Below are 21002 nucleotides of genomic sequence, written 5' to 3' on the forward strand. Positions count from 1 at the left end.
TCAGGATACATAGCCTGTACAATTTTGCAACCAATCAAAACCAAAGCTGTAACCAAATGACCGAAAAAGAAATTTTCGCAGAAAATCTTGAAAAATTTGTCCTTGAACTTAAGGATTATGTCAGCGCGGAAGATGGGCAATGGAATGTAAAAGGTTTCGTAGATATATTTAAAAACATATACACCATCTCAGCCGACACCAAGATTGTTTCAAAAATTCTTGAAATTCATTTATTCCCTAAGATTTTGCACTTTGCCCAATCAATTGGTTACAAAGTCGTACTTGCAGAACACCAAAACTATTACCCAGACATTTCGTTTGTAAAAACGGATAATGAATCTATTAAATTTGCGGTCGATTTTAAGACTACCTATAGAAACCCAAAGAAACTGCATTTATGCAACGGGTTTACACTTGGTTCACACGGCGCGTATTTCGAAAATCGTACCAGCACTAAAAATATCCAGTTCCCTTACAGTTCATATTCAGGCCATTTTTGCCTGGGCATTATTTATGATAGAGCTGACGGAGCAACCATTGATGAAACTAAAATTCATCGGATAGACGAATTACAATCCATTGCATCAGTTGTAAAAAACTTTCAGTTCTTTATTGCCGAAAAATGGAAAATCGCCAGCGATAAAGGCGGTAGCGGGAATACTGCGAATATTGGAAGTATCAATAACATTGCCGACATCATCTCAGGTCAAGGCATGTTTTCAAAGTTAGGCGAAAACTGGTTCGATGAATATTGGATGAATTACCGTAAAATCACCATTCAAGATGGGAAAGGAGGTACGAAAAAAATCTCCACATTGCGTGAGTTTGTCGCGTACAAAAACGGCGATATTTCGTTGGTGGTCGATAAAAGGAACGGTGAATAATGAGCACCAAAATATACGTTCCTCCGATAAAATCCCAAGGCATTAAAACCAAACTTGTACCTTGGATAAAAAGCATTGTACCTAACGATTTTGATGGCTTGTGGATTGAGCCTTTCATGGGAACCGGTGCGGTCGCTTTTAATGTCGCTTCGCAACATTCGCTATTAAGCGACACGAATCCTCACCTTATTAATTTTTACTCTAGCGTTGCTTCTGGAGAAATAACTACCGAAGTGGTTAAAGACTATCTGACACGCGAAGGCGCATTGCTTTTAGAAAAAGGTGAAGACCACTATTACTTCATCAGAGACCGATTTAACGCCGAGCACTCACCGCTTGATTTTCTTTTTGTCAATCGGGCAGGTTTTAACGGAATGATCCGTTTCAATAGAAAAGGTGGCTTCAACATTCCGTTTTGCCGTAAACCTCAGCGTTTTGCCCAAGCGTATGTAACAAAAATTGTCAATCAAGTGGATTGGGCGAGTAAAATTATTAAAGCAAAACACCTCTCGTTTAAATGCCAGGATTTCACCAAAACAATTGGTGAGGCTTCATCACAAGACATAATTTATTGCGACCCTCCTTACATCGATAGGCATGTTGATTATTATAACGGCTGGGATGAAAGCCACGAACGCGAGTTATTTAATAAACTTTCCGAGTTTAAAGGCAAATTTATTTTATCGACGTGGCACCATAATGATTACCGAGAAAACGAATATATAAAGAAATTGTGGTCAAAATATAACGTTATTACCCGTGAACACTTCTATCATCTGGGTGGAAAAGAAGAGAATAGAAATCCGGTTGTTGAGGCATTGGTTACAAATTTTCTTAGCGCACCTGTTGATAAAATAATTGAGCGTCCAATTCAATACACTCTTTTTGAACAACCCGCTAAATATGTAACGGCATAATACGACTCTCAAGCCACCCCATTTACGTTGCGTTACGGCAAGTAAGTTAGGTTAAATTTTTTGGTCGCATTCTTCTATAAAGTTAAAGCCATGTAGCTGAGCACTGCTGTTTGTAAACACGCGGTTTTATAGTCAACTAAGTTGGTTGTGTCGCTGTCGCGACGGGTTGATTTAACGTCGGGTCTCGGCCCGACAGCCGAGTGACTTTTCTTTGTTTGGCCAAAGAAAAGTCACCAAAAGAAACGCCACCCGGATGCCGCTTTGATCCTGCGCGCCGAAGCTTTCGACGGGGATCGACAGAAGGGGCTTCCTGCCCCTCTGTCGATGTGCGGCATCCATGCCGCACCCCTACGGGCTATTCCCGCCGAAAGCTCCGGTGCTCGGCGCGGCATACGGGATAAAAACCGTCGCGCTAGCAACAAACGGTTTTACCGAAATCATTTAATCACTATTTAGGCAAAACAATATGTCGGGAACCAATTTCATATTCACCGGAGAAATCATAGAAAGTGGCACGGTAATCGTGCAAGGGGCTTTAGCTGTCTTTGTAACTGAATATGAGATTTCGCTGAGCAAACACATTGCTGGAATGCATCGTGGAAAGAAGCTTATTGTTGCACCGTTTAGTCCCAAAATGTTTTGGAGCCCAGCCTTGGAAAACGGATATCAAATCAACATGCAAGGAAGTTCGCTTGGAGGTTATTCCAATGGTCCTTTAGGTCATCCCGGCGATGGCGAGTTTGAAATTTACACAGTCCTTACGGCCTCCATTTCTGGTAAGTATCGCAAGGAAGGACTAGATATTGAAATTGAAGTAAATACAAGTCGTGGCAGAGAGGTTTGCTACATCGCAAAGGAAACATCGGAAGAAAAACTACAGCCACTAAACGTAAGGGCCAAATTTCTTGTACCCAAGGATAAATTAAAAGAGTTTTTAGGGTTCAATGACAGCAATGGCAAGTATTTTATGGACCAATTTGATGCTATTAACTAACTCTTCGCTGCATTACGCTATCGCCAATGCACCCTACTGGGAATAGTCAACAGGCTTTTGAACATTCATTACTTGCTAAATTCCGGGATGGTTTTGTCCCGTATGCCGCGCCGAGCACCGGAGCTTTTGGACGGAATAGCCCGTAGGGGCGATGCAGGGATGCATCGCGTTGCCGAAGGGGCAACGCGGTAAGTTGCAATCCGTAGGGCGTCAATAGGCGAAGCCGTATTGCGCCGCATGTTGGCATTCGACTATTCGGTGCATTACGCTATCGCTAACGCACCCTACGAGGCTTAAATAAAAGGCTTTGGGGCATGAATTACTTGCCAAATTCTGGGATGGTTTTTCCCGTATGCCGCGCCGAGCACCGGAGCTTTTGAGCGGAACAACGCGGTAAGGTGCAATCCGTAGGGCGTCAATAGGCGAAGCCGTATTGCGCCGAATGTTGATCTTCGATTATTCGGTGCATTACGCTATCGCTAATGCACCCTACGAGGGATAAACAAAACTCTTTGGTTTGCACTAAATTCCGAGCCCAGTAGGGTGGGCACGGCTGTTTGTGCCCACGCAGATTTATGGTTATCGATTTAACACGGTGGGCAAAAAAGCGTTGCCCACCCGACATTTGAATGTCGTATTAAGGTTGATGCCACAAAGTGCATCTAAATTCCGGGATGGTTTTGTCCCGTATGCCGCGCCGAGCACCGGAGCTTTCGGCGGGAACAGCCCGCAGGGGTGCGGCATGGATGCCGCACATCGACAGAGGGGCAGGAAGCCCCTTCTGTCGATCCCCGTCGAAAGCTTCGGCGCGCAGGATCAAAGCGGCATCCGGGTGTCTTTTCTTTTGGGTACTTTTCTTTGGACAAGCAAAGAAAAGTATCTCGGCCGTCGGTCCGAGAACCGACGTTAAATCAAGCCGTCGCGACAGCGACACAAATTAACAGGTTACAACAATGGCAGTAGGACAAATCGACTTCCCCACCATGCATGCCGTCAAAGGCATCAAACTCGGCACCTGCAATGCCGGCATCAAACAAACCGTCCGCGACGATATTTTAGTGCTCGAAATGGCGGACGGTGGCAGTTGCGCGGCGGTGTTTACCCAAAATGCCTTTTGCGCGGCGCCAGTACATATCGCCAAAGCGCACTTATCGCAAAACCCGCGCTGGTTGCTGATCAATTCCGGCAACGCCAATGCCGGTACCGGTAAGCAAGGCCTGCAGGATGCCTTCGCTTGTTGCGCCAATCTGGCCGGCGAAGTCGAGGCCTTGGCACAGCAGGTTTTGCCCTTCTCCACTGGTGTCATCGGCGAACCGCTGCCCGTGGAAAAGCTCACGGCAGCGTTGCCGAGCGCCGTCGCGAATTTGGCCGAAGCGCATTGGGACAAAGCCGCGCGCGCGATCATGACCACCGACACCTTCCCCAAGGGCGCTTCGATCATCATCAATATCGCCGGCCACCCGGTGACGATTACCGGGATTTCAAAGGGAGCCGGCATGATTCAACCCAATATGGCCACCATGCTGGGTTTTGTCGCTACCGATGCCAATATCGAGCAGTCTCTGTTGCAACAATGCTTGTCCGCAGCAGCGGAAAAATCGTTTAATCGTATCACTGTGGATGGTGATACCTCGACTAACGACGCCTGCGTATTACTGGCCAGCGGTAGTAGCTCGGCGCCGGAGATTCTGGCCGACAGCGCGCAATATGCGGCCTTCGCCAAGGCAGTTATGGCGATTTGCAAACGCCTGGCGGAGCTGATTATTCGCGACGGCGAAGGGGCCACCAAGCTGATGCGCATCGTCGTCGAGCAAGCCCGCGACAGTGCCGAGGCGGTGCAAGTCGCCAAAACCATCGCCCATTCGCCCTTGGTGAAAACCGCCTTTTTCGCCAGCGACCCTAACTGGGGGCGAATTTTAGCGGCGGTTGGTCGGGCCGGGGTCGAAAACATGGACCTGGATAAAATCGAAATTTATCTGGGTACCGTGTGCATCGTCGAAAACGGCGGCCGAGCCCGCTCTTACACCGAGCAAGATGGCCAACGTGTGATGAATCAGGAGGAAATCGTCGTCACGGTCAGACTGGGACGAGGCACAGCTAGCGAGGAAGTGTTGACCTGCGATTTTTCCTACGATTACGTCAAAATCAACGCCGAATACCGTACCTAAGCCGCTAAAACCATGTCCACCCATAACCAGCGTCTGCATGTCGCGGTCGGCGTAATCCGCGACGGCGACGGCAAGATTTTGATTACCCAGCGTGCCAAACACGCGCATCAAGGCGGATTGTGGGAATTTCCGGGCGGCAAACTGGAAACAGATGAACCGGTACAGCAAGCACTAGCCCGTGAGCTGGCGGAAGAAGTTGGTATTCAGGTAGAAACCGCAACACCGCTGATCAAAATCAACCACGATTATGGCGACAGGCATGTGTTGCTGGATGTTTGGAATGTCAGCGCCTTTGCCGGCCAAGCCAGAGGCTGCGAAGGTCAGGCGATGCGCTGGGTTGATGCCGGGCAACTACAGGAGTTTACCTTTCCGGCCGCCAACATCCCCATCATCGCCGCCGCGCAACTTCCGCATTATTACGCCATCCTGGAAGGCCGCAGCGCGACGGAAGCGCTAGACAATTGCCAACGGATTTTGGCAAACGGTGTCAAGCTGCTGCAATTTCGCGTCAAGTCTTTACCTATTGCCGATTTGCAAACTGTCTTCGAGCAGGTTTCTCAGCTTTGCCGGCAGCAACAGGTTAGCTTGCTGGTCAACGCCGATTTGCCTGTCGATACGGTTCATGCGCAAGGCCTGCACCTGAGCAGCCGCGCCTTGCTGGCCTGTCATGAACGGCCAAACGGCTATCGCTGGGTAGCGGCATCGTGTCATAACCTTGAGGAACTGAAACACGCAGAAGCGCTGGGCCTGGACTTTGCGGTTTTAGCGCCCATCCAAGCGACCGCATCCCATCCGGACGCCACGCCGCTAGGCTGGCAGGCTTTGAGCGAACTGCTCGAGCACATCAATTTACCGGTGTTTGCCTTGGGGGGTTTGGGGAAGCACGATCTGAATCGCGCCCTTGCCGCCGGCGCTCAGGGGATAGCCGGCATCAGCACCTTTTTAGCGGCAGATTAGCCGGATAAATTCCGGCTTAGTAGGATTCGAAATCCGAATTTTCGCCGTCTTCGTCAAGCAGCGGCGGGCCGGGGATTTTATGGGCTTCGGTAGCCCAATCGCCTAAATCGATTAATTTGCAACGTTCCGAGCAGAACGGCTTGAATGGTTCGGCGGCTATCCAGGCTACCGGCTTTCGGCATGTGGGACATGCCACCATAGTCGGAGTATTCGTGTTCATCAGAACATGCAGCGGGTCAAAGAAAATTCAATATCGTCCAACGTCTGGCTGGGCCGGTTTTCGTCCACCGATGGATTCATAAACCGGATGCTGAACCGATGCTTGCCACCGCTGATTTCGGCAAAACACGGGGTGTCAGCCGCTAAGCCAACTCGAAGCAATTGCACCGGATGATTTTTATTGTCCAGCGCTAACTGGAAAAATCCGGCCTTGGCAAGCTCCTGCGTGGGCACGCTGCTTTGCCGAATAAAACCCAGGATCAAATCGATCGCTACCCGAATGTCCACGAAAGGCTGGGTCCAGCGTTCCAGGTCTTTTTGCTGCTCGGCCTCATGCTGCTCCAGCCAGTAATGAAAGGCCGGCAAATCAAAGGAACAGCTGCCACCGGGGATGGAGTTGCGCTGCGAGATACTTTGAAACAAATCGCTTTCCATCACGCTGATGCCGATTTTGCCGTTGGCGCTATACAAATTACGGCTGGCTTGATTCAGCTCAAGCAGTATTTCCTGCAATTTTTCATCATCGACGCCATGGCTATGCGCCAGTTGATTCAGTACTTTGGTGTGTCTATCCAGCTCTTTGATCAACTCGGATTTCAAGTCGCTTCGGCTGAAGATCATCAAGATGTCGAGTAAAACCGAAATGGCGGCGCGTTTATCGAAAACCGAAGCGCCCAACATGAAGTGACTGAGCTGTTGAAAGAGTTGCTCCAAGCGCATAAACACCCGAATTCGTTCATTGAGAGGGAATTCGTAGATAGTTTGTGTATTCAAGCCTATTGTGTCCTGACGGTGGCTAATAAAGTGTAGGAATTGTGCAGTCTTTTAACCTGTTCTGCAAGTTGCTCCGGGCCGGCGATATTCTTGATGACATCGTCCGCTTTGCTTAAACGTTCTGGCCGCGACATCTGACTGTCGATGATGGCTTGCACTTGCTGGCGAGTGAGTTTATCGCGCGCGGTAACCCGGGCTATTTGCAAATCCACCGGGCAATCGATCAATAAAACCCGATCCACGACATAAGGATTTTTCGACTCCAGCAGCAGCGGCACGGCAATAATGCAATAGTCGGCGGTTAACTCGCGGACATCCTCCGCGATCTTCCCGTACACCAAGGGATGCATGATGCCATCCAATTCACGCTTTTTGTCCGCATCAGTGAATACCGCATCGCGCAGTCTGGCGCGATTCAGGCTACCGTCCTGGTTAAGCATCTGTTGCCCAAAAGATCTAGCGATCATCGACAGAGCAGGCTGCCCCGGCTCGACCAACTGTCGGGCAATCAGATCTGCGTCGACAATGGGAACGCCAAATTCGGCAAACAACCGGCAAACCGTGGATTTACCGCTGCCTATGCCGCCCGTCAGACCAATCTTCAGCATCGCCTACAAACCGGCAGTATGCAGATATAAGGCATTCAGCTCCGGCCCGAACAACATTGCCAACCAGCCGGCCATGGCCAGATAAGGCCCGAAGGGTATCGGTTTGCCGGCATCGCGTTTGCCGAATACGATCATCGCGATACCGATGACCGCACCCACCAAAGATGACAGAAGAATGATCAGCGGCAGATATTGCCAGCCCAGCCAGGCCCCGAATAGTGCCAGCAGCTTGAAATCGCCGTAGCCCATCCCTTCCTTGCCGGTCAGCAATTTAAAAAGTTGATAAACGCTCCACAGGCTCAAATAGCCTGCCACCGCGCCGATGATCGCGTCGTGGCTATTCGTGTATATATCAAACAGGCTTAACAACAGGCCCAGCCACAGCATCGGCAGCGTGATCGAATCCGGTAATAATTGCTGATCGATGTCGATAAAACTCAATGCGATCAAACACCAAGTCAGAGGTAATGCAAACGCTAAAGCCCAACCGTAACCGAAATGCCAAGCCACCACGGCCGAACATAAACCGGTAAACGCTTCGATAAGCGGGTAACGGATGGCGATTTTCACCCCACAATGTGCGCATTTGCCGCCCAACAACAGGTAACTGATGACCGGAATGTTTTGATAGGCTTTGATTTCGGTTTTGCACGACGGGCAATGCGAGGCCGGCAACATCAGGTTGAACACTTCGCTTGCTTCATCCTGCGGGAGCTGCAAATATTCCCGGCATTCGCGCCGCCAACCCGTCTGCATCATGACCGGCAAACGGTAGATAACCACGTTTAGGAAGCTGCCGACCAGAAGGCCCAGCACGCAAACGACGCTGATCAGAAACAGCGGATAGTGTTGTAGAGTGGCAAAAACCATGGGGAAGAGAGAATATCCGTAATTCGGCCCCGGCGCTCGGCCCAACGATGGCAAGCAGCCGGGGAATAACAAAAACTAAATAGCCGCGCCCAACTTGAAGATAGGCAGATACATCGCGACGATCAAGCCGCCGACCAGGATACCCAGGATCACCATGATGATAGGCTCCATCAAACTGCTCAAGTTATCGACCAGGTTATCGACCTCCTCTTCGTAAAAATCGGCTACTTTGTCCAGCATCGCATCAATGGAACCGGACTCCTCGCCAATCGCGACCATTTGCACCACCATATTCGGAAACATGCCGGTGGTCTCCAAAGCAAACTTCAATTGCTGGCCGGTGGAAACGTCGTCGCGCACAGCCATCACCGCTTCGTAAAATAAAATATTGCCGCAAGCCCCTGCCACCGAAACCAGTGCTTCAACCAAGGGTACGCCAGCCGCAGACATCGTTGACAGCGTTCTCGCAAAACGAGCGATGGCCGATTTTTCCAGAATCATCCCGACAACCGGGATTTTCAGCAAAGTTTTATCGAGAAAATGGTTAAACGCCTTCGAGCGCTTTTTAAAATAATTGAACACGTAAGCGGTAATGGCGATCACGCCAATCACCGCCCACCACCATTCCTGCACCCACGCCGACAGCTCAATAACAAATTGGGTAAATGCCGGTAGGTCGGCGCCAAAGCCTTTAAACAAATCCTCAAACACCGGCACCACGAAAATCAGCAAAATCGCGGTGACGATAAACGCGACGACCAACACTGCAATCGGGTAGGTCAATGCTTTTTTAACCTTCTTTTTGATCGATTCGGTTTTTTCTTTGTAGGTGGCAATCTTGTCGAGCAAAGTTTCCAATACCCCGGCATGTTCGCCGGCTTCGACCAAATTGCAGAACAGCGCATCAAAATACAGTGGCTTACGGTTTAAGGCCTGGGCCAGGGTATCGCCACCTTCCACATCGGCTTTTATCGATAACAGCAACTCCGACATACTGGCGTTGTCGTGTCCCTTGCCGATAATATCGAACGATTGCACCAAAGGCACACCAGCGGCCAGCATAGTCGCCAACTGCCTGGCGAACACCGCGATGTCGCCGGGCGTGATTTTCTGCACTCTGGCACCGAACAAGGGCTTGGACTTGGCTTTGATACCGATGACCCGAATGCCCATCCGCCTTAATTCGGTGCGCGCAATGACCTCGCTCTTGGCGCTGATGGTACCTTTGGTTTTCTTGTTTTGCCTATCGAAACCGTCCCAATTGAACTCGATTTGTTCGTCTTGCTTTGCCATGATTATTCCTTGGTGACCCGGTCAATTTCTTGCAGCGAAGTGACGCCTTGCTTAATTTTTAACAGCCCCGACATTCTTAAATCGTTGATTCCTTCACTTTTCGACAATTCCGCCATTTGCATGGAATTACCGCCGTTCAAAATCAGCGCACGCATTTTTTCAGTGATAGGCATTACCTGGTAGATCCCTACCCTGCCCTTGTAACCGTTATTGCAATGTTCACAACCCACTGGACCGTAGACTTTAAACGTACCGATTTCCTCCTGCTTAAACCCGGCCGACAGCAAGGTGCTTTCCGGATAATCAACTTCTTGCTTGCAATGCTCGCATAAGCGCCGCGCCAGCCGTTGTGCCATGATCAAAATCACCGCCGAAACAATATTGAACGGTTCTATGCCCATTTGCACCAAACGGTTGATGGTTTGCGGCGCATCATTGGTATGCAACGTAGACAACACCATGTGACCGGTTTGCGCCGCCTTGACCGCGATACTGGCGGTTTCCAGGTCGCGAATCTCGCCAACCATGATGATATCCGGGTCTTGCCGCAAAAATGCCCGTAGCGCTTCGGCAAAGGTCAGGCCGGCCTTGGGATTGACATTGACTTGGTTGATGCCTTCCACGGTGATCTCTACGGGATCTTCGGCGGTGGAAATATTGGTTTCGATGCTGTTCAGAATATTCAGCCCGGTATACAGCGATACTGTTTTACCGCTACCGGTCGGCCCGGTGACCAGCACCATACCGTAAGGCTTGTGGATCGCCTCCAGAAAATTTTTCTGCTGGTCGGGTTCGAAGCCGAGTTTCTCGATACCAATTTGCGCGCTGGTCGGATCGAGAATCCGCATTACCACTTTTTCACCGAACAACGTCGGGCAGGTGTTTACCCGAAAATCGATGGCCCGGTTCTTGGAAATCTGCATCTTGATCCGGCCGTCCTGCGGCACCCGCCGTTCGGCAATGTCCATTTTCGACATGACTTTCAGCCGGGAAATAATCCGGTTGGCAATGCCCACCGGCGGACTGGCCACCTCCGATAAAATACCGTCGGCCCGAAAACGGATACGGAATTTCTTCTCGAAAGGCTCCAGGTGTATGTCCGACACCCCGCGTTTGATCGAGTCCAGCAGGATTTTATTTACAAAACGGACGATAGGCGCGTCATCAATATCCGAGCCTATTGCTTCGTCGGCCGGTTTGCTGTCGTCGCCTGCGGAAATATCGATATTGTCCAGATCGTCGTCCAACAGATCCTTCATCGACGTATCGGCAGCCTCCAGCGCCGTGTCTATCATGCGGATCAGCTTGTCTTCTTCAACCAGAATATTTTCGGTATTGTGCCGGGTATGAAACTTGATCTCGTCCAGCGCCTGAAAATTGGTCGGATCGGCGGTGGCGACAAACAAGCGGTTGCCGCGCTTGAATAAAGGTAAGGCATGATGCTGGCGAATCAATTTCTCGCTGACTAGTTTGATCGGCAAGAATGAAGGGTCTATGGCATCCAGATCGAAAAACGGCACACCAAACTCCGCCGAAGCCAGCGTAGCCACGGTTTTGCTGTCCGCATACTTATGTTCCACCAAATAGCTGATAAACGCTTGTTTACGCTTCTGCGCCTCCTGCAAACAGGTCGCCGCCGATTCCTCGGTCAACAAACCTTTTTGAATCAGGCATTTGACCAAGCCGCTGAAATGGATGTTAGTGGGTGCTGTCGCCATGAAAAAAAGTCTGGATTGGTTTTACTGCAACTAAGTGCTGCAACTATAGATGAAGTAAGGATTTTATCCAAACTCATCAAGCCATGCCCAGGACTTTGACATGGTTATATTGGCATGCCGCCAAGCGCTGTTTTTAAGCTGGCGATCATTTGGAACGGCCGGCGGTGCCAAGAACAGCACCGCCGACGAATGGGACAAGAATCAGATTTCGTGATAAATCGCAGCACCTTCTTCCAGGAACTGCTTGGATTTTTCTTCCATACCAATTTTCAAGGCCTCGGCTTCTTCCAGACCTTTTTGCTCGGCGTAATTGCGCACGTCCTGGGTGATTTTCATCGAGCAGAAATGCGGACCACACATCGAGCAAAAATGCGCCACTTTTGCGGAATCTTTCGGCAGGGTTTCATCATGGAAAGAGCGGGCTTTCTCGGGATCGAGCGCCAGATTGAACTGGTCTTCCCAACGAAATTCAAAGCGCGCTTTAGACATGGCGTTGTCGCGAATCTGCGCACCGGGATGCCCTTTGGCCAAGTCGGCGGCATGCGCAGCGATTTTGTAGGTCACAATACCTTCGCGCACATCCTGCTTATTGGGCAGACCCAAGTGTTCCTTCTGAGTCACGTAGCACAGCATCGCACAGCCATACCAACCGATGTTGGCGGCACCAATCGCCGAAGTAATGTGGTCATAGCCGGGGGCAATGTCGGTGGTCAATGGACCCAGGGTGTAGAACGGCGCTTCGTAACAATCTTCCAATTGCTTGTCCATGTTAACCTTGATCATTTGCAACGGCACATGTCCGGGGCCTTCGATCATGGTTTGTACGTCATGTTTCCAGGCGATTTGCGTGAGTTCTCCCAGGGTTTCCAGTTCGCCGAATTGCGCTTCGTCGTTGGCGTCGTAAATCGAGCCCGGACGCAGACCGTCGCCCAACGAGAACGACACGTCGTAGGCTTTCATGATTTCGCAGATTTCCTCAAAGTTGGTGTAAAGGAAACTTTCGGTATGGTGAGCTAGACACCATTTGGCCATGATGGAGCCGCCACGCGAAACGATGCCGGTCAGGCGTTTGGCGGTTAACGGTACGTGATGCAGACGCACGCCGGCATGGATGGTGAAGTAATCCACGCCCTGCTCAGCTTGTTCAATCAGCGTGTCGCGGAAGATTTCCCAAGTTAATTCCTCGGCTTTACCATCGACTTTTTCCAGGGCTTGGTAAATCGGCACCGTGCCAATAGGTACCGGCGAATTGCGCAGTATCCATTCGCGGGTTTCGTGGATGTTTTTGCCGGTGGATAAATCCATGATGGTATCAGCGCCCCAGCGGATGCCCCACAGCATTTTCTCGACCTCTTCTTCGATAGAAGACGTCACGGCAGAGTTACCTAGGTTACCGTTGATCTTGACCAGAAAGTTGCGGCCGATAATCATCGGCTCCAATTCGGGATGGTTGATGTTGGCAGGTATAATCGCACGGCCTCTGGCAACTTCAGAACGGACAAATTCTGGCGTGATAAACGACTGAATGTTCGCGCCATAGGAAAAACCGGGGTGCTGACCTTGGTAACGATCACGCATTGCTTCGAGATTTTGGTTTTCGCGGATGGCGATGTATTCCATTTCCGGGGTAATGATGCCTTTGCGGGCGTAATGCATCTGGCTGACATTGTGACCGGACTTGGCGCGGCGCGGGTTTCGGGTCAATTCGAAACGCAGGTGCGCGGTTTTCGGGTCGTGTAAGCGCTCGTGACCATACTTTGAGGTCGGACCTTTCAATAATTCTGTGTCGCCGCGCTCCGCAATCCAGTTACCACGAATCGAACCCAAGCCTTTATGTAAATTCACATCCACATTAGGATCGGTGTAAACCCCGGAGGTATCGTAAACATAAATCGGTGGATTTTTTTCCGCACCGAAGTGCGCCGGCGTGTCCGACATGCTGATCTTACGCATCGGCACTTGAATATCCGCGCGACTGCCCTGGATATAAATTTTCTCGGAAGCGGGGTAGGAATCGATTCTTACACTACTACCGGTATCGGTAGTAATCTCATTGCGGACAGCGCTCATGCTTATCTCCAAAATCTCAATAAATCGCAAGCGCAGGGAAGATAGGGCTTTCCTACGCCGGTGTTAACCGGTTCAGGTTCGAAGGGTTTTTCTCAGCTTTCCGGGCTTGCATACAGCGGAAAGCACCCCTAGCCTTTCAGGTGACTTGCTAAGTTAAATGATAATCGAGCCAATTGCAAGCGCAGCGCCAAGCTCCCAAGGCGCAAAAAGCTTATAAAACAATGGGCTTTAAAGCCTATCAATCCCTCCCGGCGCTCTTGCTATCATAAGCATTCACAGCCAAACCCGAGCATATGCCGCCGCAGCAATCAACGCACTAAAAAACAGGAGAAAACATGGCATCCCAAAAAAAGCAAAGCAAACGCCTGCTGAACGACATAGAGGACTCAGTAAATCAGTTAGTATTTTTGACCAGCGATTTGAGTTTGCTTGCAGACACAAACAAACTGGCGCTAAACCTAAAAACAAACATCGAGACATTAAACCAACAATTAGCCGGCTTAAAAAAGGCAGAATTTAACGCCACCCTGGCAGAATCGGAGATACTGGAGATATTGGACGAACTAATCGATAGCGATCCGATCAGCACACTGGAACAACGACTGTTTGCAGCTCATGCTGATCAAGAATCGGGCGAAGTAGGTGAGTTTTTCCAACAGTTGCTCGATAAAATCGAAAAACTGTATTCGCCGCTACTGTCGTCCATCCAGCAACTAACTGCGATGCCGGATAAGCTGTAAACGCTCAGTGACTACGTTGCACCGAGAAGCGCGCTAACTCTTCAAGAGCCTGTTTGTAATCGGAATCAGGCAGGCATTGTAGTGCGGCAATCGCCTTTGCAGCGGCCCTGTCCGCACATTGCTCTGTGTATTCTATGGCATTGGTGGCCTTAACTACTTCATAGACATCGTTAAACGCCTCGCGCGAACCTTGCCGGATCGCATCGACCACAATTTTAGCCTGCTGCTCGTTCCCGTGCTGGATGGCATAGATCAACGGCAAGGTAGGCTTACCTTCAGCCAGGTCGTCACCCAAGTTTTTACCCAGTTCTTCGCTATTGGCTTTGTAATCCAATGCATCGTCTATCAACTGAAACGCCACGCCCAATTGCTGACCATAAACCGCCAACGCTTCTTCCGTAGCCGGGTCTGTCGCAGAAACGACTGCCGCCAAGCGCGTGGCGGTACTGAACAAAATGGCGGTTTTGCGAGCAATAACTTCCAAATACCGGGCTTCGCTGGTCTCCGGATTGTTGCAATTTAACAATTGCAACACCTCACCCTCGGCAATCGCGGTAGTGGTTTTGGACATAATGGCCATCACCCGCATATTATCGGTACGAACCATCATTTCGAAGGCACTGGAGTACAAATAATCACCTACAAGCACGCTAGCCGCGTTGCCCCACACCGCATTCGCCGACTCCTTGCCGCGCCTCAGAGCCGATTCGTCGACAACATCGTCGTGCAACAACGTCGCGGTATGGATGAATTCGATCACTGCTGCCAAAATCAGATGATGGTCATCAACCTTGCCCAAGGCTTTTGCCGCCAACAGCAACAGCATCGGTCGTAATCTTTTTCCGCCATTACCGATTATGTAATGCCCAATTTGATTAATCAGCACAACATCGGAACTCAGTTCCTCTAAAATCAACCGGTCGACGGCTTGAGTTTCCGCACTGGTTAAATTTTTGATGGAATCGAAGTCTATAGTGACTGACGCTGGCGTTGAAACTTTAGCTATCATGTGATGTTGTGAACTTGTCGCTCGTTAGCGTATAACGTGAATAACCGGTCATGCTATGAAGAATACTGATTAGTGTCAATAGTACTCCCCGCATAGACCTGTTAGACCGCAGGTTTCTTCTGGAATTTTAGTTTGACTGTGGCTTAAATAAAAAATATAATCCTCTGTTCACTATTAACAGATTATGCTTGATGGAGCTTACGCTGATGTATGCGGTAATTCAAACAGGTGGTAAACAGTATCGGGTCGCAGAGGGTACTACCTTAAAAATAGAAAAACTTGAGTTGGGCGCAGGCGACAGCGTAGAGTTCGACAAAGTACTGATGGTCCAATCCGGCGACTCCGTAAAAGTAGGCCAGCCATTTGTCGAAGGCGGCAAAGTGACTGCAACTGTGGTTTCCCAAGGCAGACACAAAAAAGTCAGAATCATTAAATTCAGAAGACGTAAGCACCACATGAAACAAATGGGGCACCGTCAATACTACACAGAAATCCAGATTACTGGCATTTCTGCTTAATATAACGAGGATAAAAAATGGCTCATAAGAAGGCAGGCGGTAGTACTCGTAACGGCCGCGATTCACAAGCGCAGCGCTTGGGCGTCAAACGTTTCGGTGGTCAAGTCGTAAAAGCAGGCAACATCCTGGTTCGCCAACGCGGCACCCAGTTTCACCCTGGCACCAACGTCGGCATCGGCAAAGACCACACCTTGTTTGCAACCGTCGATGGCAAAGTGGTATTTGAAGAAAAAGGTCCTAAAAACCGCAAATACGTCAGCATTGCAGCAGCGTAAGTTTCTTTGGCTGTGCTGAGTGGCACAACTAAAAATAAAAGCCTCGTTTTCAGCGGGGCTTTTTTGTTTATACCGGTAGATTATGAGATTTGTTGACGAAGCGGAAATCCGCGTAGAAGCAGGCGACGGCGGCAATGGCAAGGCCTCATTTCGCCGCGAGAAATATATTCCCTTGGGCGGCCCGGACGGTGGTGACGGCGGTGACGGCGGTAGCGTTTACTTGGTCGCTACCGAAAACGCCAACACGCTAGTGGATTTTCGCTATCACTCGACACATCGCGCCCAACGCGGACAAAACGGCGGCAGCCGCGATTGCACCGGCAAGAAAGGCGACGACTGCTTCGTCCCGGTCCCACCCGGCACCATCGTTTACGAAGCCGACACGGGCGAAAAAATCGGCGATCTAACCAAACCCGGTCAGCAGCTATTAGTCGCCAAAGGTGGCTTCCACGGCCTCGGCAACACCCGCTTCAAGAGCAGCGTCAATCGCGCGCCCCAACAAACCAGCAAAGGCTCTGCAGGCGAGCACCGGATGTTGCGCCTGGAATTAATGGTCATCGCCGATGTTGGCTTGCTAGGCATGCCCAATGCCGGCAAATCCAGCCTGATTCGCACCGTCTCTTCCGCACGCCCCAAAGTCGCGGACTACCCATTCACAACCTTACACCCCAACCTGGGTGTCGTGCGTGTCGATGATTTACGCAGCTTCGTCATCGCCGATATCCCCGGCGTCATCGAAGGCGCCGCAGAAGGAGCGGGCCTTGGCTTGCAATTTTTAAAACATCTGTCCAGAACCGGCTTGTTGTTGCACATCGTAGACATTGCCCCCTACGAAAGCGACGAAACACCCGTCAGCGCCGCGCGTAAAATCATCCACGAAGTGGAAAAATGGAGCGACGATCTATCCAGCAAACCGCGCTGGCTGGTATTAAATAAGATCGACAATGTGCCTGACGACGAAGTCGAGCAACATTGCCAAGCCATCGTCGAAGAGCTCGATTGGACCGGCCCGGTATTCCTGATTTCCGCGTTAAAAAATCAAGGCACCCAAGCACTGATGTACGCCATCATGGACTTTCTCGACCAACAAAAGGCCGAGCAGGATCAGCAAGCACAGGAGCCGCGCCATGAGCCGTTCTGAGTTTTCGCAAGCCCAGCGCGTTGTCGTCAAAATCGGCAGCTCGTTGCTGACCGACGGCGGGCGCGGCCTCAATAAACAGGCCATCGCCGGCTGGGTCGCGCAAATGGCCGCCCTCAAACGCCAAGGCGTCGACGTGGTATTGGTATCGTCCGGCTCCGTTGCGGAAGGCATGTCCCGCTTAAAGCTAAAAACCCGCCCGAAAACTCTGCATGAATTGCAAGCCGCCGCATCAGTAGGGCAAATGGGCTTGGTCAGACGCTTTGAAGATGAATTTCAAATACACGGTCTGCTGGCCGCGCAAGTATTGCTGACCCATGACGACCTTTCAGACCGCCAGCGCTACCTGAATGCCCGCAGTACTTTACTCACACTGCTGGATTTCGGTGTCGTGCCGGTCATCAATGAGAACGATGCCGTCGCTACTGAAGAAATCCGCTTCGGCGACAACGATACCTTGGGCGCGTTGGTTGCCAATCTGGTAGAAGCCGATTTGTTGATCATTCTTACCGACCAAACCGGCTTATTCGACGCCAACCCTAGCTTGAATCCAAACGCTAGGCTGATTTCCAGTATTAGCGTTAACGAAAGCCTGCTTGACGACGTTGCCGGCGGCAGCATCAGCGGCCTGGGACGTGGCGGCATGTACACCAAAGTCCGGGCCGCCAGGCTGGCCGCGCGCTCTGGCGCAGCGACAGTGATCGTGTCCGGCAAAATTGACAACGTCATCCACGCGGTATTCGACGGCAATGACTTAGGTACTTATTTAATACCCAACATTGCACCACTGGCGGCGCGCAAACAATGGCTGGCCGGACAACTGCAGTTGAAAGGCAGCGTGGTATTGGACGATGGCGCGGTAAAAATCCTGAAAGATGCAGGCAAAAGCCTACTCGCGGTCGGCGTTAAAAGCGTACAAGGTTCGTTTAAACGTGGGGACCTGGTCTCTTGCCTGGATTTGCAAGGCACTGAAATCGCCCGCGGCTTAATCAATTACGGTGCGGACGACGCCAATAAAATCGCCGGCAAACCTAGCAGCGAATTCGAAAGTTTGCTGGGCTACGCCGACGAAGACGAACTTATCCATCGCGATAATTTAGTGTTGGTCTAAGGCTAGACGACTTCGCTACTAGCCAAGTCGTCTACCATCAATCTCAGGTATTCTGGATGACTATATTTGGAAACCTGCCACTGTAATCCCGCGCACGCATCGCCAGCTTGGCGGCCATTTTCCGGGCAATCGCTTTGTAGATTTGCGCCGGCCGGCCATCCGGATCGGCCACCACTGTAGGCCTGCCGCTGTCGGCATACTCGCGGATGTGAATATCCAGCGGTAAAGAGCCCAACAAATCCAGCTTATTCTTGATTGCCATCGCTACGCCGCCGCCTTGGCCGAAAATCGCTTCTTCATGCCCGCAGTTACTGCAAATATGCACACTCATATTTTCCACTAGCCCCAATATCGGCACATTGACCTTTTCGAACATCCCCAAGCCGCGTTGCGCATCGATTAGCGCAATATCCTGTGGCGTGGTAACAATCACCGCACCGCTGACCGGAATCTGTTGCGCCAGCGTCAGCTGAATATCACCCGTGCCGGGCGGCAAATCGATGATCAAGTAATCCACATCGTGCCATTGGGTTTGATTCAGTAATTGCTGCAAAGCACCAGTAACCATGGGGCCACGCCAGATCATCGGTTGGTCAGGGTCGATCAAATAACCGATCGAAATAGTCTGCACGCCGAACGAGATTTTCGGCAACATGCTTTTGCCATCCGGACTGTCGAGCTTACCGGACAAGCCCAACATGGTCGGAATGCTAGGGCCGTAAATATCCGCATCCAGAATACCGACATTGGCGCCTTCCGCCGCCAAGGCCAGAGCTAGATTCACGGAAGTGGTGGACTTGCCCACCCCACCCTTGCCGGAGGCCACCGCAATAATATTTTTCACATTCGGCAAAGGCTTTAACGCTTTTTGTACCGAATGCGAAACGATATTGAAACTGACCGACACATCTAGTTTGCCCACACCAGGCAAAGTTTGCAGCCGCTGTGTTACCGCCGCCTTCAGTTCTTCAAGATAACTTTTAGCGGGGTAACCCAACTCGATAACGATGCTGACATCATTGCCATCCACACTGATTTTCTTAACGGATTTTGCCGACACCAAATCGGTTTCCACATTTGGATCGATAAAGTGTTTAAGTAAATTTTCGACAGCCGTTTTGTCAATGCTCGCCATGCGGAACTCCGAAGTAAGGGGAAATAATAACCAAGTAAAATAGTGCGAATATGATAACACCTTAACAGGATGCCATTAAATCCGCGCCATTGTTAAAAAATAGTTTTCTCTTTAAGAATAATGCTTTATCGTAATGACTTAACTATTAGCCTTAATAGTTAATTCTTAATTAGGACTTAATGCCGCCTTAATCTGATTTTAATTTGGATCGCTTACCTTCAACCATCCGCTCCGTCACTACATGCGCCTATCATAAACATGTCAGCAGTCATTCAAAACCGTACTGTTTCACCGATACCGCTAGTCTTCGTTGTAGCAGTAGTCAGCGCCCTGCTTAGCGGCTGTCAAAGCATACCGTTGTTTTCCGACAACCAGCCGGAACACATCGTCTGGAACTCCAAACCGGACAGTATTGCCAGTCATGAGTTTAACCTGAGCAGCGGCCAAGGCATGGTCGGCACGCTAGCCAGTATCAGCAGCCGCGAAAACGATACGCTGTCCGACATCGGCCGTCATTACGGCTTGGGTTACAACGACATTACCATCGCCAATGCCAATCTTGATCCTTGGACCTTGCCTGCCGAGCAAACCGTGTTGCTGCCATTGCGTTTCGTACTCCCAGACGCCCCACGCAAAGGCATCGTGTTGAATCTGGCCAATATGCGCATGTTCTATTACCCCAAAAATCAAGCCAATACAGTACTGACTTATCCGGTCGGCATTGGCCGCCAAGGCTGGAACACGCCGTTAGGACAAACCCAAATTGTCGCAAAAAAGGCCAATCCGGACTGGACGGTGCCGGAATCGATTCACCGCGAACATCAGGCATTGGGCGACCCACTGCCGAAAGTGATACGTTCCGGCCCGGACAATCCCTTGGGCAGCTACGCCATGCCCTTGGGTTTCAGCGGCTATTTGATCCACGGCACCAACAAGCCTTACGGGATTGGCTTACAAGTCAGTCATGGCTGCGTACAGCTATATCCTGAAGATATAGAAGTCCTATTCAACAAAGTAGAAGTCGGCACCCCGGTTCGCATCGTCCACCAGCCGTACATGGCAACCTGGCAAGATGACATGCTTTATCTGGAAGCTCATCGCCCCTTAGACAAATGGGAAAAACAACAAAAACAGCTGCAAAAAGATATTCGGAAAAAACTGCAACAACTGGCAAGCGAAAAGCAAGCAACGGTTGATTGGAGCAAAGTCGAGCGCATCTTGCAACGTGCCGACGGCGTCCCCACTCCCGTATTGCCGGACAGTGCGGATCTACCCGAATTAACAGCCGATGCAGTGCAACTTGCCCATCCCGAGCAATTCTACGGCCAACCGGTTATCAATGAATTGAGCGACAGCGACTGGTCGATTCTGGCCGCCAGCTTCGAAAATGAGACCGACGCCCAAAAGCTGGCAGCCATGCTCAATCACCAAGGACCGCCGATTCCTGCCCGAAAAATTGCCAAAGATGGCGGCTTTCAAGTGGTAGCCGGACCGTTTAAGAATAAGAAAGAAGCCAAAACCGTAGCGCAACGCATCAAGCTGAATTTCGACATGGACGTTAAAGCCATCGATCCGAAACAGGCTGCAAGAAACTAAGTGCGGCC

The 21002-nt window shown here is 50.6% G+C and carries 20 protein-coding genes and 1 riboswitch; of the genes, 11 read left to right on the top strand and 9 right to left on the bottom strand.

Going from position 1 to position 21002, the window contains the following annotated elements:
* Positions 1–56: 56 nt before the first annotated feature.
* The 5 genes from DDY07_RS16700 (at position 57) to DDY07_RS16720 (ending at position 5920) form a co-directional block, all read left to right on the top strand.
* On the top strand, positions 57–884 hold the full coding sequence (locus tag DDY07_RS16700) for an EcoRV family type II restriction endonuclease (protein ID WP_171696686.1): 828 nt from the start codon (positions 57–59) through the stop codon (positions 882–884).
* Positions 884–1801 carry a Dam family site-specific DNA-(adenine-N6)-methyltransferase gene (locus tag DDY07_RS16705; protein ID WP_171696687.1) on the top strand — a complete coding sequence of 306 codons (918 nt, stop codon included), beginning with the start codon at positions 884–886 and terminating at the stop codon, positions 1799–1801. Before DDY07_RS16700 ends, DDY07_RS16705 begins: the two co-directional genes overlap by 1 nt.
* Positions 1802–2267: 466 nt before the next feature.
* A complete protein-coding gene (locus DDY07_RS16710) occupies positions 2268–2795 on the top strand; it encodes a hypothetical protein (RefSeq protein WP_171696688.1) in 528 nt (175 codons plus the stop codon).
* 953 nt (positions 2796–3748) lie between these two features.
* Positions 3749–4963, top strand: a complete 1215-nt coding sequence (gene argJ / locus DDY07_RS16715) for a bifunctional glutamate N-acetyltransferase/amino-acid acetyltransferase ArgJ (protein ID WP_171696689.1) — start codon at positions 3749–3751, stop codon at positions 4961–4963.
* 12 nt (positions 4964–4975) lie between these two features.
* Entirely contained in the window at positions 4976–5920 is a 945-nt protein-coding gene (locus DDY07_RS16720) for a Nudix family hydrolase (RefSeq protein WP_171696690.1), read from the top strand.
* A 16-nt stretch (positions 5921–5936) separates the two neighbouring features.
* On the opposite strand, the gene yacG is transcribed toward DDY07_RS16720, so the two are convergent.
* From yacG to thiC, 7 genes are all read right to left on the bottom strand, one after another.
* Positions 5937–6140, bottom strand: coding sequence for a DNA gyrase inhibitor YacG (gene yacG, locus DDY07_RS16725; RefSeq protein WP_171696691.1), 204 nt, complete (start codon positions 6138–6140; stop codon positions 5937–5939).
* Positions 6140–6913: a cell division protein ZapD gene (zapD, locus tag DDY07_RS16730; protein ID WP_051669750.1), complete on the bottom strand. Its 774-nt coding sequence runs from the start codon at positions 6911–6913 to the stop codon at positions 6140–6142. Before zapD ends, yacG begins: the two co-directional genes overlap by 1 nt.
* 2 nt (positions 6914–6915) lie before the next feature.
* Positions 6916–7521: a dephospho-CoA kinase gene (gene coaE, locus DDY07_RS16735; RefSeq protein WP_171696692.1), complete on the bottom strand. Its 606-nt coding sequence runs from the start codon at positions 7519–7521 to the stop codon at positions 6916–6918.
* Positions 7522–7524: 3 nt separating this feature from the next.
* The gene (locus DDY07_RS16740; protein ID WP_101051498.1) at positions 7525–8391 is read right to left on the bottom strand and encodes an A24 family peptidase; all 867 of its coding nucleotides are present in this window, start codon (positions 8389–8391) and stop codon (positions 7525–7527) included.
* Between the two features lie 75 nt (positions 8392–8466).
* A complete protein-coding gene (locus tag DDY07_RS16745) occupies positions 8467–9684 on the bottom strand; it encodes a type II secretion system F family protein (RefSeq protein WP_205452935.1) in 1218 nt (405 codons plus the stop codon).
* 2 nt (positions 9685–9686) lie between these two features.
* Complete coding sequence (gene pilB / locus DDY07_RS16750; RefSeq protein ID WP_171696693.1) at positions 9687–11402, bottom strand: type IV-A pilus assembly ATPase PilB; 1716 nt, start codon at positions 11400–11402, stop codon at positions 9687–9689.
* Positions 11403–11603: 201 nt separating this feature from the next.
* Positions 11604–13472, bottom strand: coding sequence for a phosphomethylpyrimidine synthase ThiC (gene thiC, locus DDY07_RS16755; RefSeq protein ID WP_171696694.1), 1869 nt, complete (start codon positions 13470–13472; stop codon positions 11604–11606).
* Between the two features lie 32 nt (positions 13473–13504).
* Positions 13505–13612, bottom strand: a riboswitch (TPP riboswitch).
* 195 nt (positions 13613–13807) lie between these two features.
* Between thiC and DDY07_RS16760 the strand changes: the two genes are divergently transcribed.
* Positions 13808–14212: a hypothetical protein gene (locus tag DDY07_RS16760; protein ID WP_171696695.1), complete on the top strand. Its 405-nt coding sequence runs from the start codon at positions 13808–13810 to the stop codon at positions 14210–14212.
* Positions 14213–14216: 4 nt separating this feature from the next.
* Here DDY07_RS16760 and ispB read toward each other — a convergent pair whose 3' ends face one another.
* The gene (gene ispB / locus DDY07_RS16765; RefSeq protein ID WP_171696696.1) at positions 14217–15221 is read right to left on the bottom strand and encodes an octaprenyl diphosphate synthase; all 1005 of its coding nucleotides are present in this window, start codon (positions 15219–15221) and stop codon (positions 14217–14219) included.
* A gap of 206 nt (positions 15222–15427) precedes the next feature.
* Between ispB and rplU the strand changes: the two genes are divergently transcribed.
* The 4 genes from rplU (at position 15428) to proB (ending at position 18263) form a co-directional block, all read left to right on the top strand.
* A complete protein-coding gene (gene rplU, locus DDY07_RS16770; protein WP_033156113.1) occupies positions 15428–15739 on the top strand; it encodes a 50S ribosomal protein L21 in 312 nt (103 codons plus the stop codon).
* Positions 15740–15756: 17 nt separating this feature from the next.
* A complete protein-coding gene (gene rpmA, locus DDY07_RS16775) occupies positions 15757–16014 on the top strand; it encodes a 50S ribosomal protein L27 (RefSeq protein ID WP_020484554.1) in 258 nt (85 codons plus the stop codon).
* A gap of 82 nt (positions 16015–16096) precedes the next feature.
* The gene (cgtA, locus tag DDY07_RS16780; protein WP_171696697.1) at positions 16097–17155 is read left to right on the top strand and encodes an Obg family GTPase CgtA; all 1059 of its coding nucleotides are present in this window, start codon (positions 16097–16099) and stop codon (positions 17153–17155) included.
* A complete protein-coding gene (gene proB / locus DDY07_RS16785) occupies positions 17142–18263 on the top strand; it encodes a glutamate 5-kinase (RefSeq protein ID WP_171696698.1) in 1122 nt (373 codons plus the stop codon). The genes cgtA and proB overlap by 14 nt, the downstream gene beginning before the upstream one ends.
* A 43-nt stretch (positions 18264–18306) precedes the next feature.
* Here proB and apbC read toward each other — a convergent pair whose 3' ends face one another.
* Positions 18307–19398: an iron-sulfur cluster carrier protein ApbC gene (gene apbC, locus DDY07_RS16790; RefSeq protein WP_171696699.1), complete on the bottom strand. Its 1092-nt coding sequence runs from the start codon at positions 19396–19398 to the stop codon at positions 18307–18309.
* Between the two features lie 258 nt (positions 19399–19656).
* Between apbC and DDY07_RS16795 the strand changes: the two genes are divergently transcribed.
* The gene (locus DDY07_RS16795) at positions 19657–20994 is read left to right on the top strand and encodes a L,D-transpeptidase family protein (RefSeq protein WP_171696700.1); all 1338 of its coding nucleotides are present in this window, start codon (positions 19657–19659) and stop codon (positions 20992–20994) included.
* The last annotated feature ends 8 nt before the right edge of the window (positions 20995–21002 follow it).

The sequence above is a fragment of the Methylomonas sp. ZR1 genome (genome assembly GCF_013141865.1).
In the GTDB taxonomy this organism is placed as follows: domain Bacteria; phylum Pseudomonadota; class Gammaproteobacteria; order Methylococcales; family Methylomonadaceae; genus Methylomonas.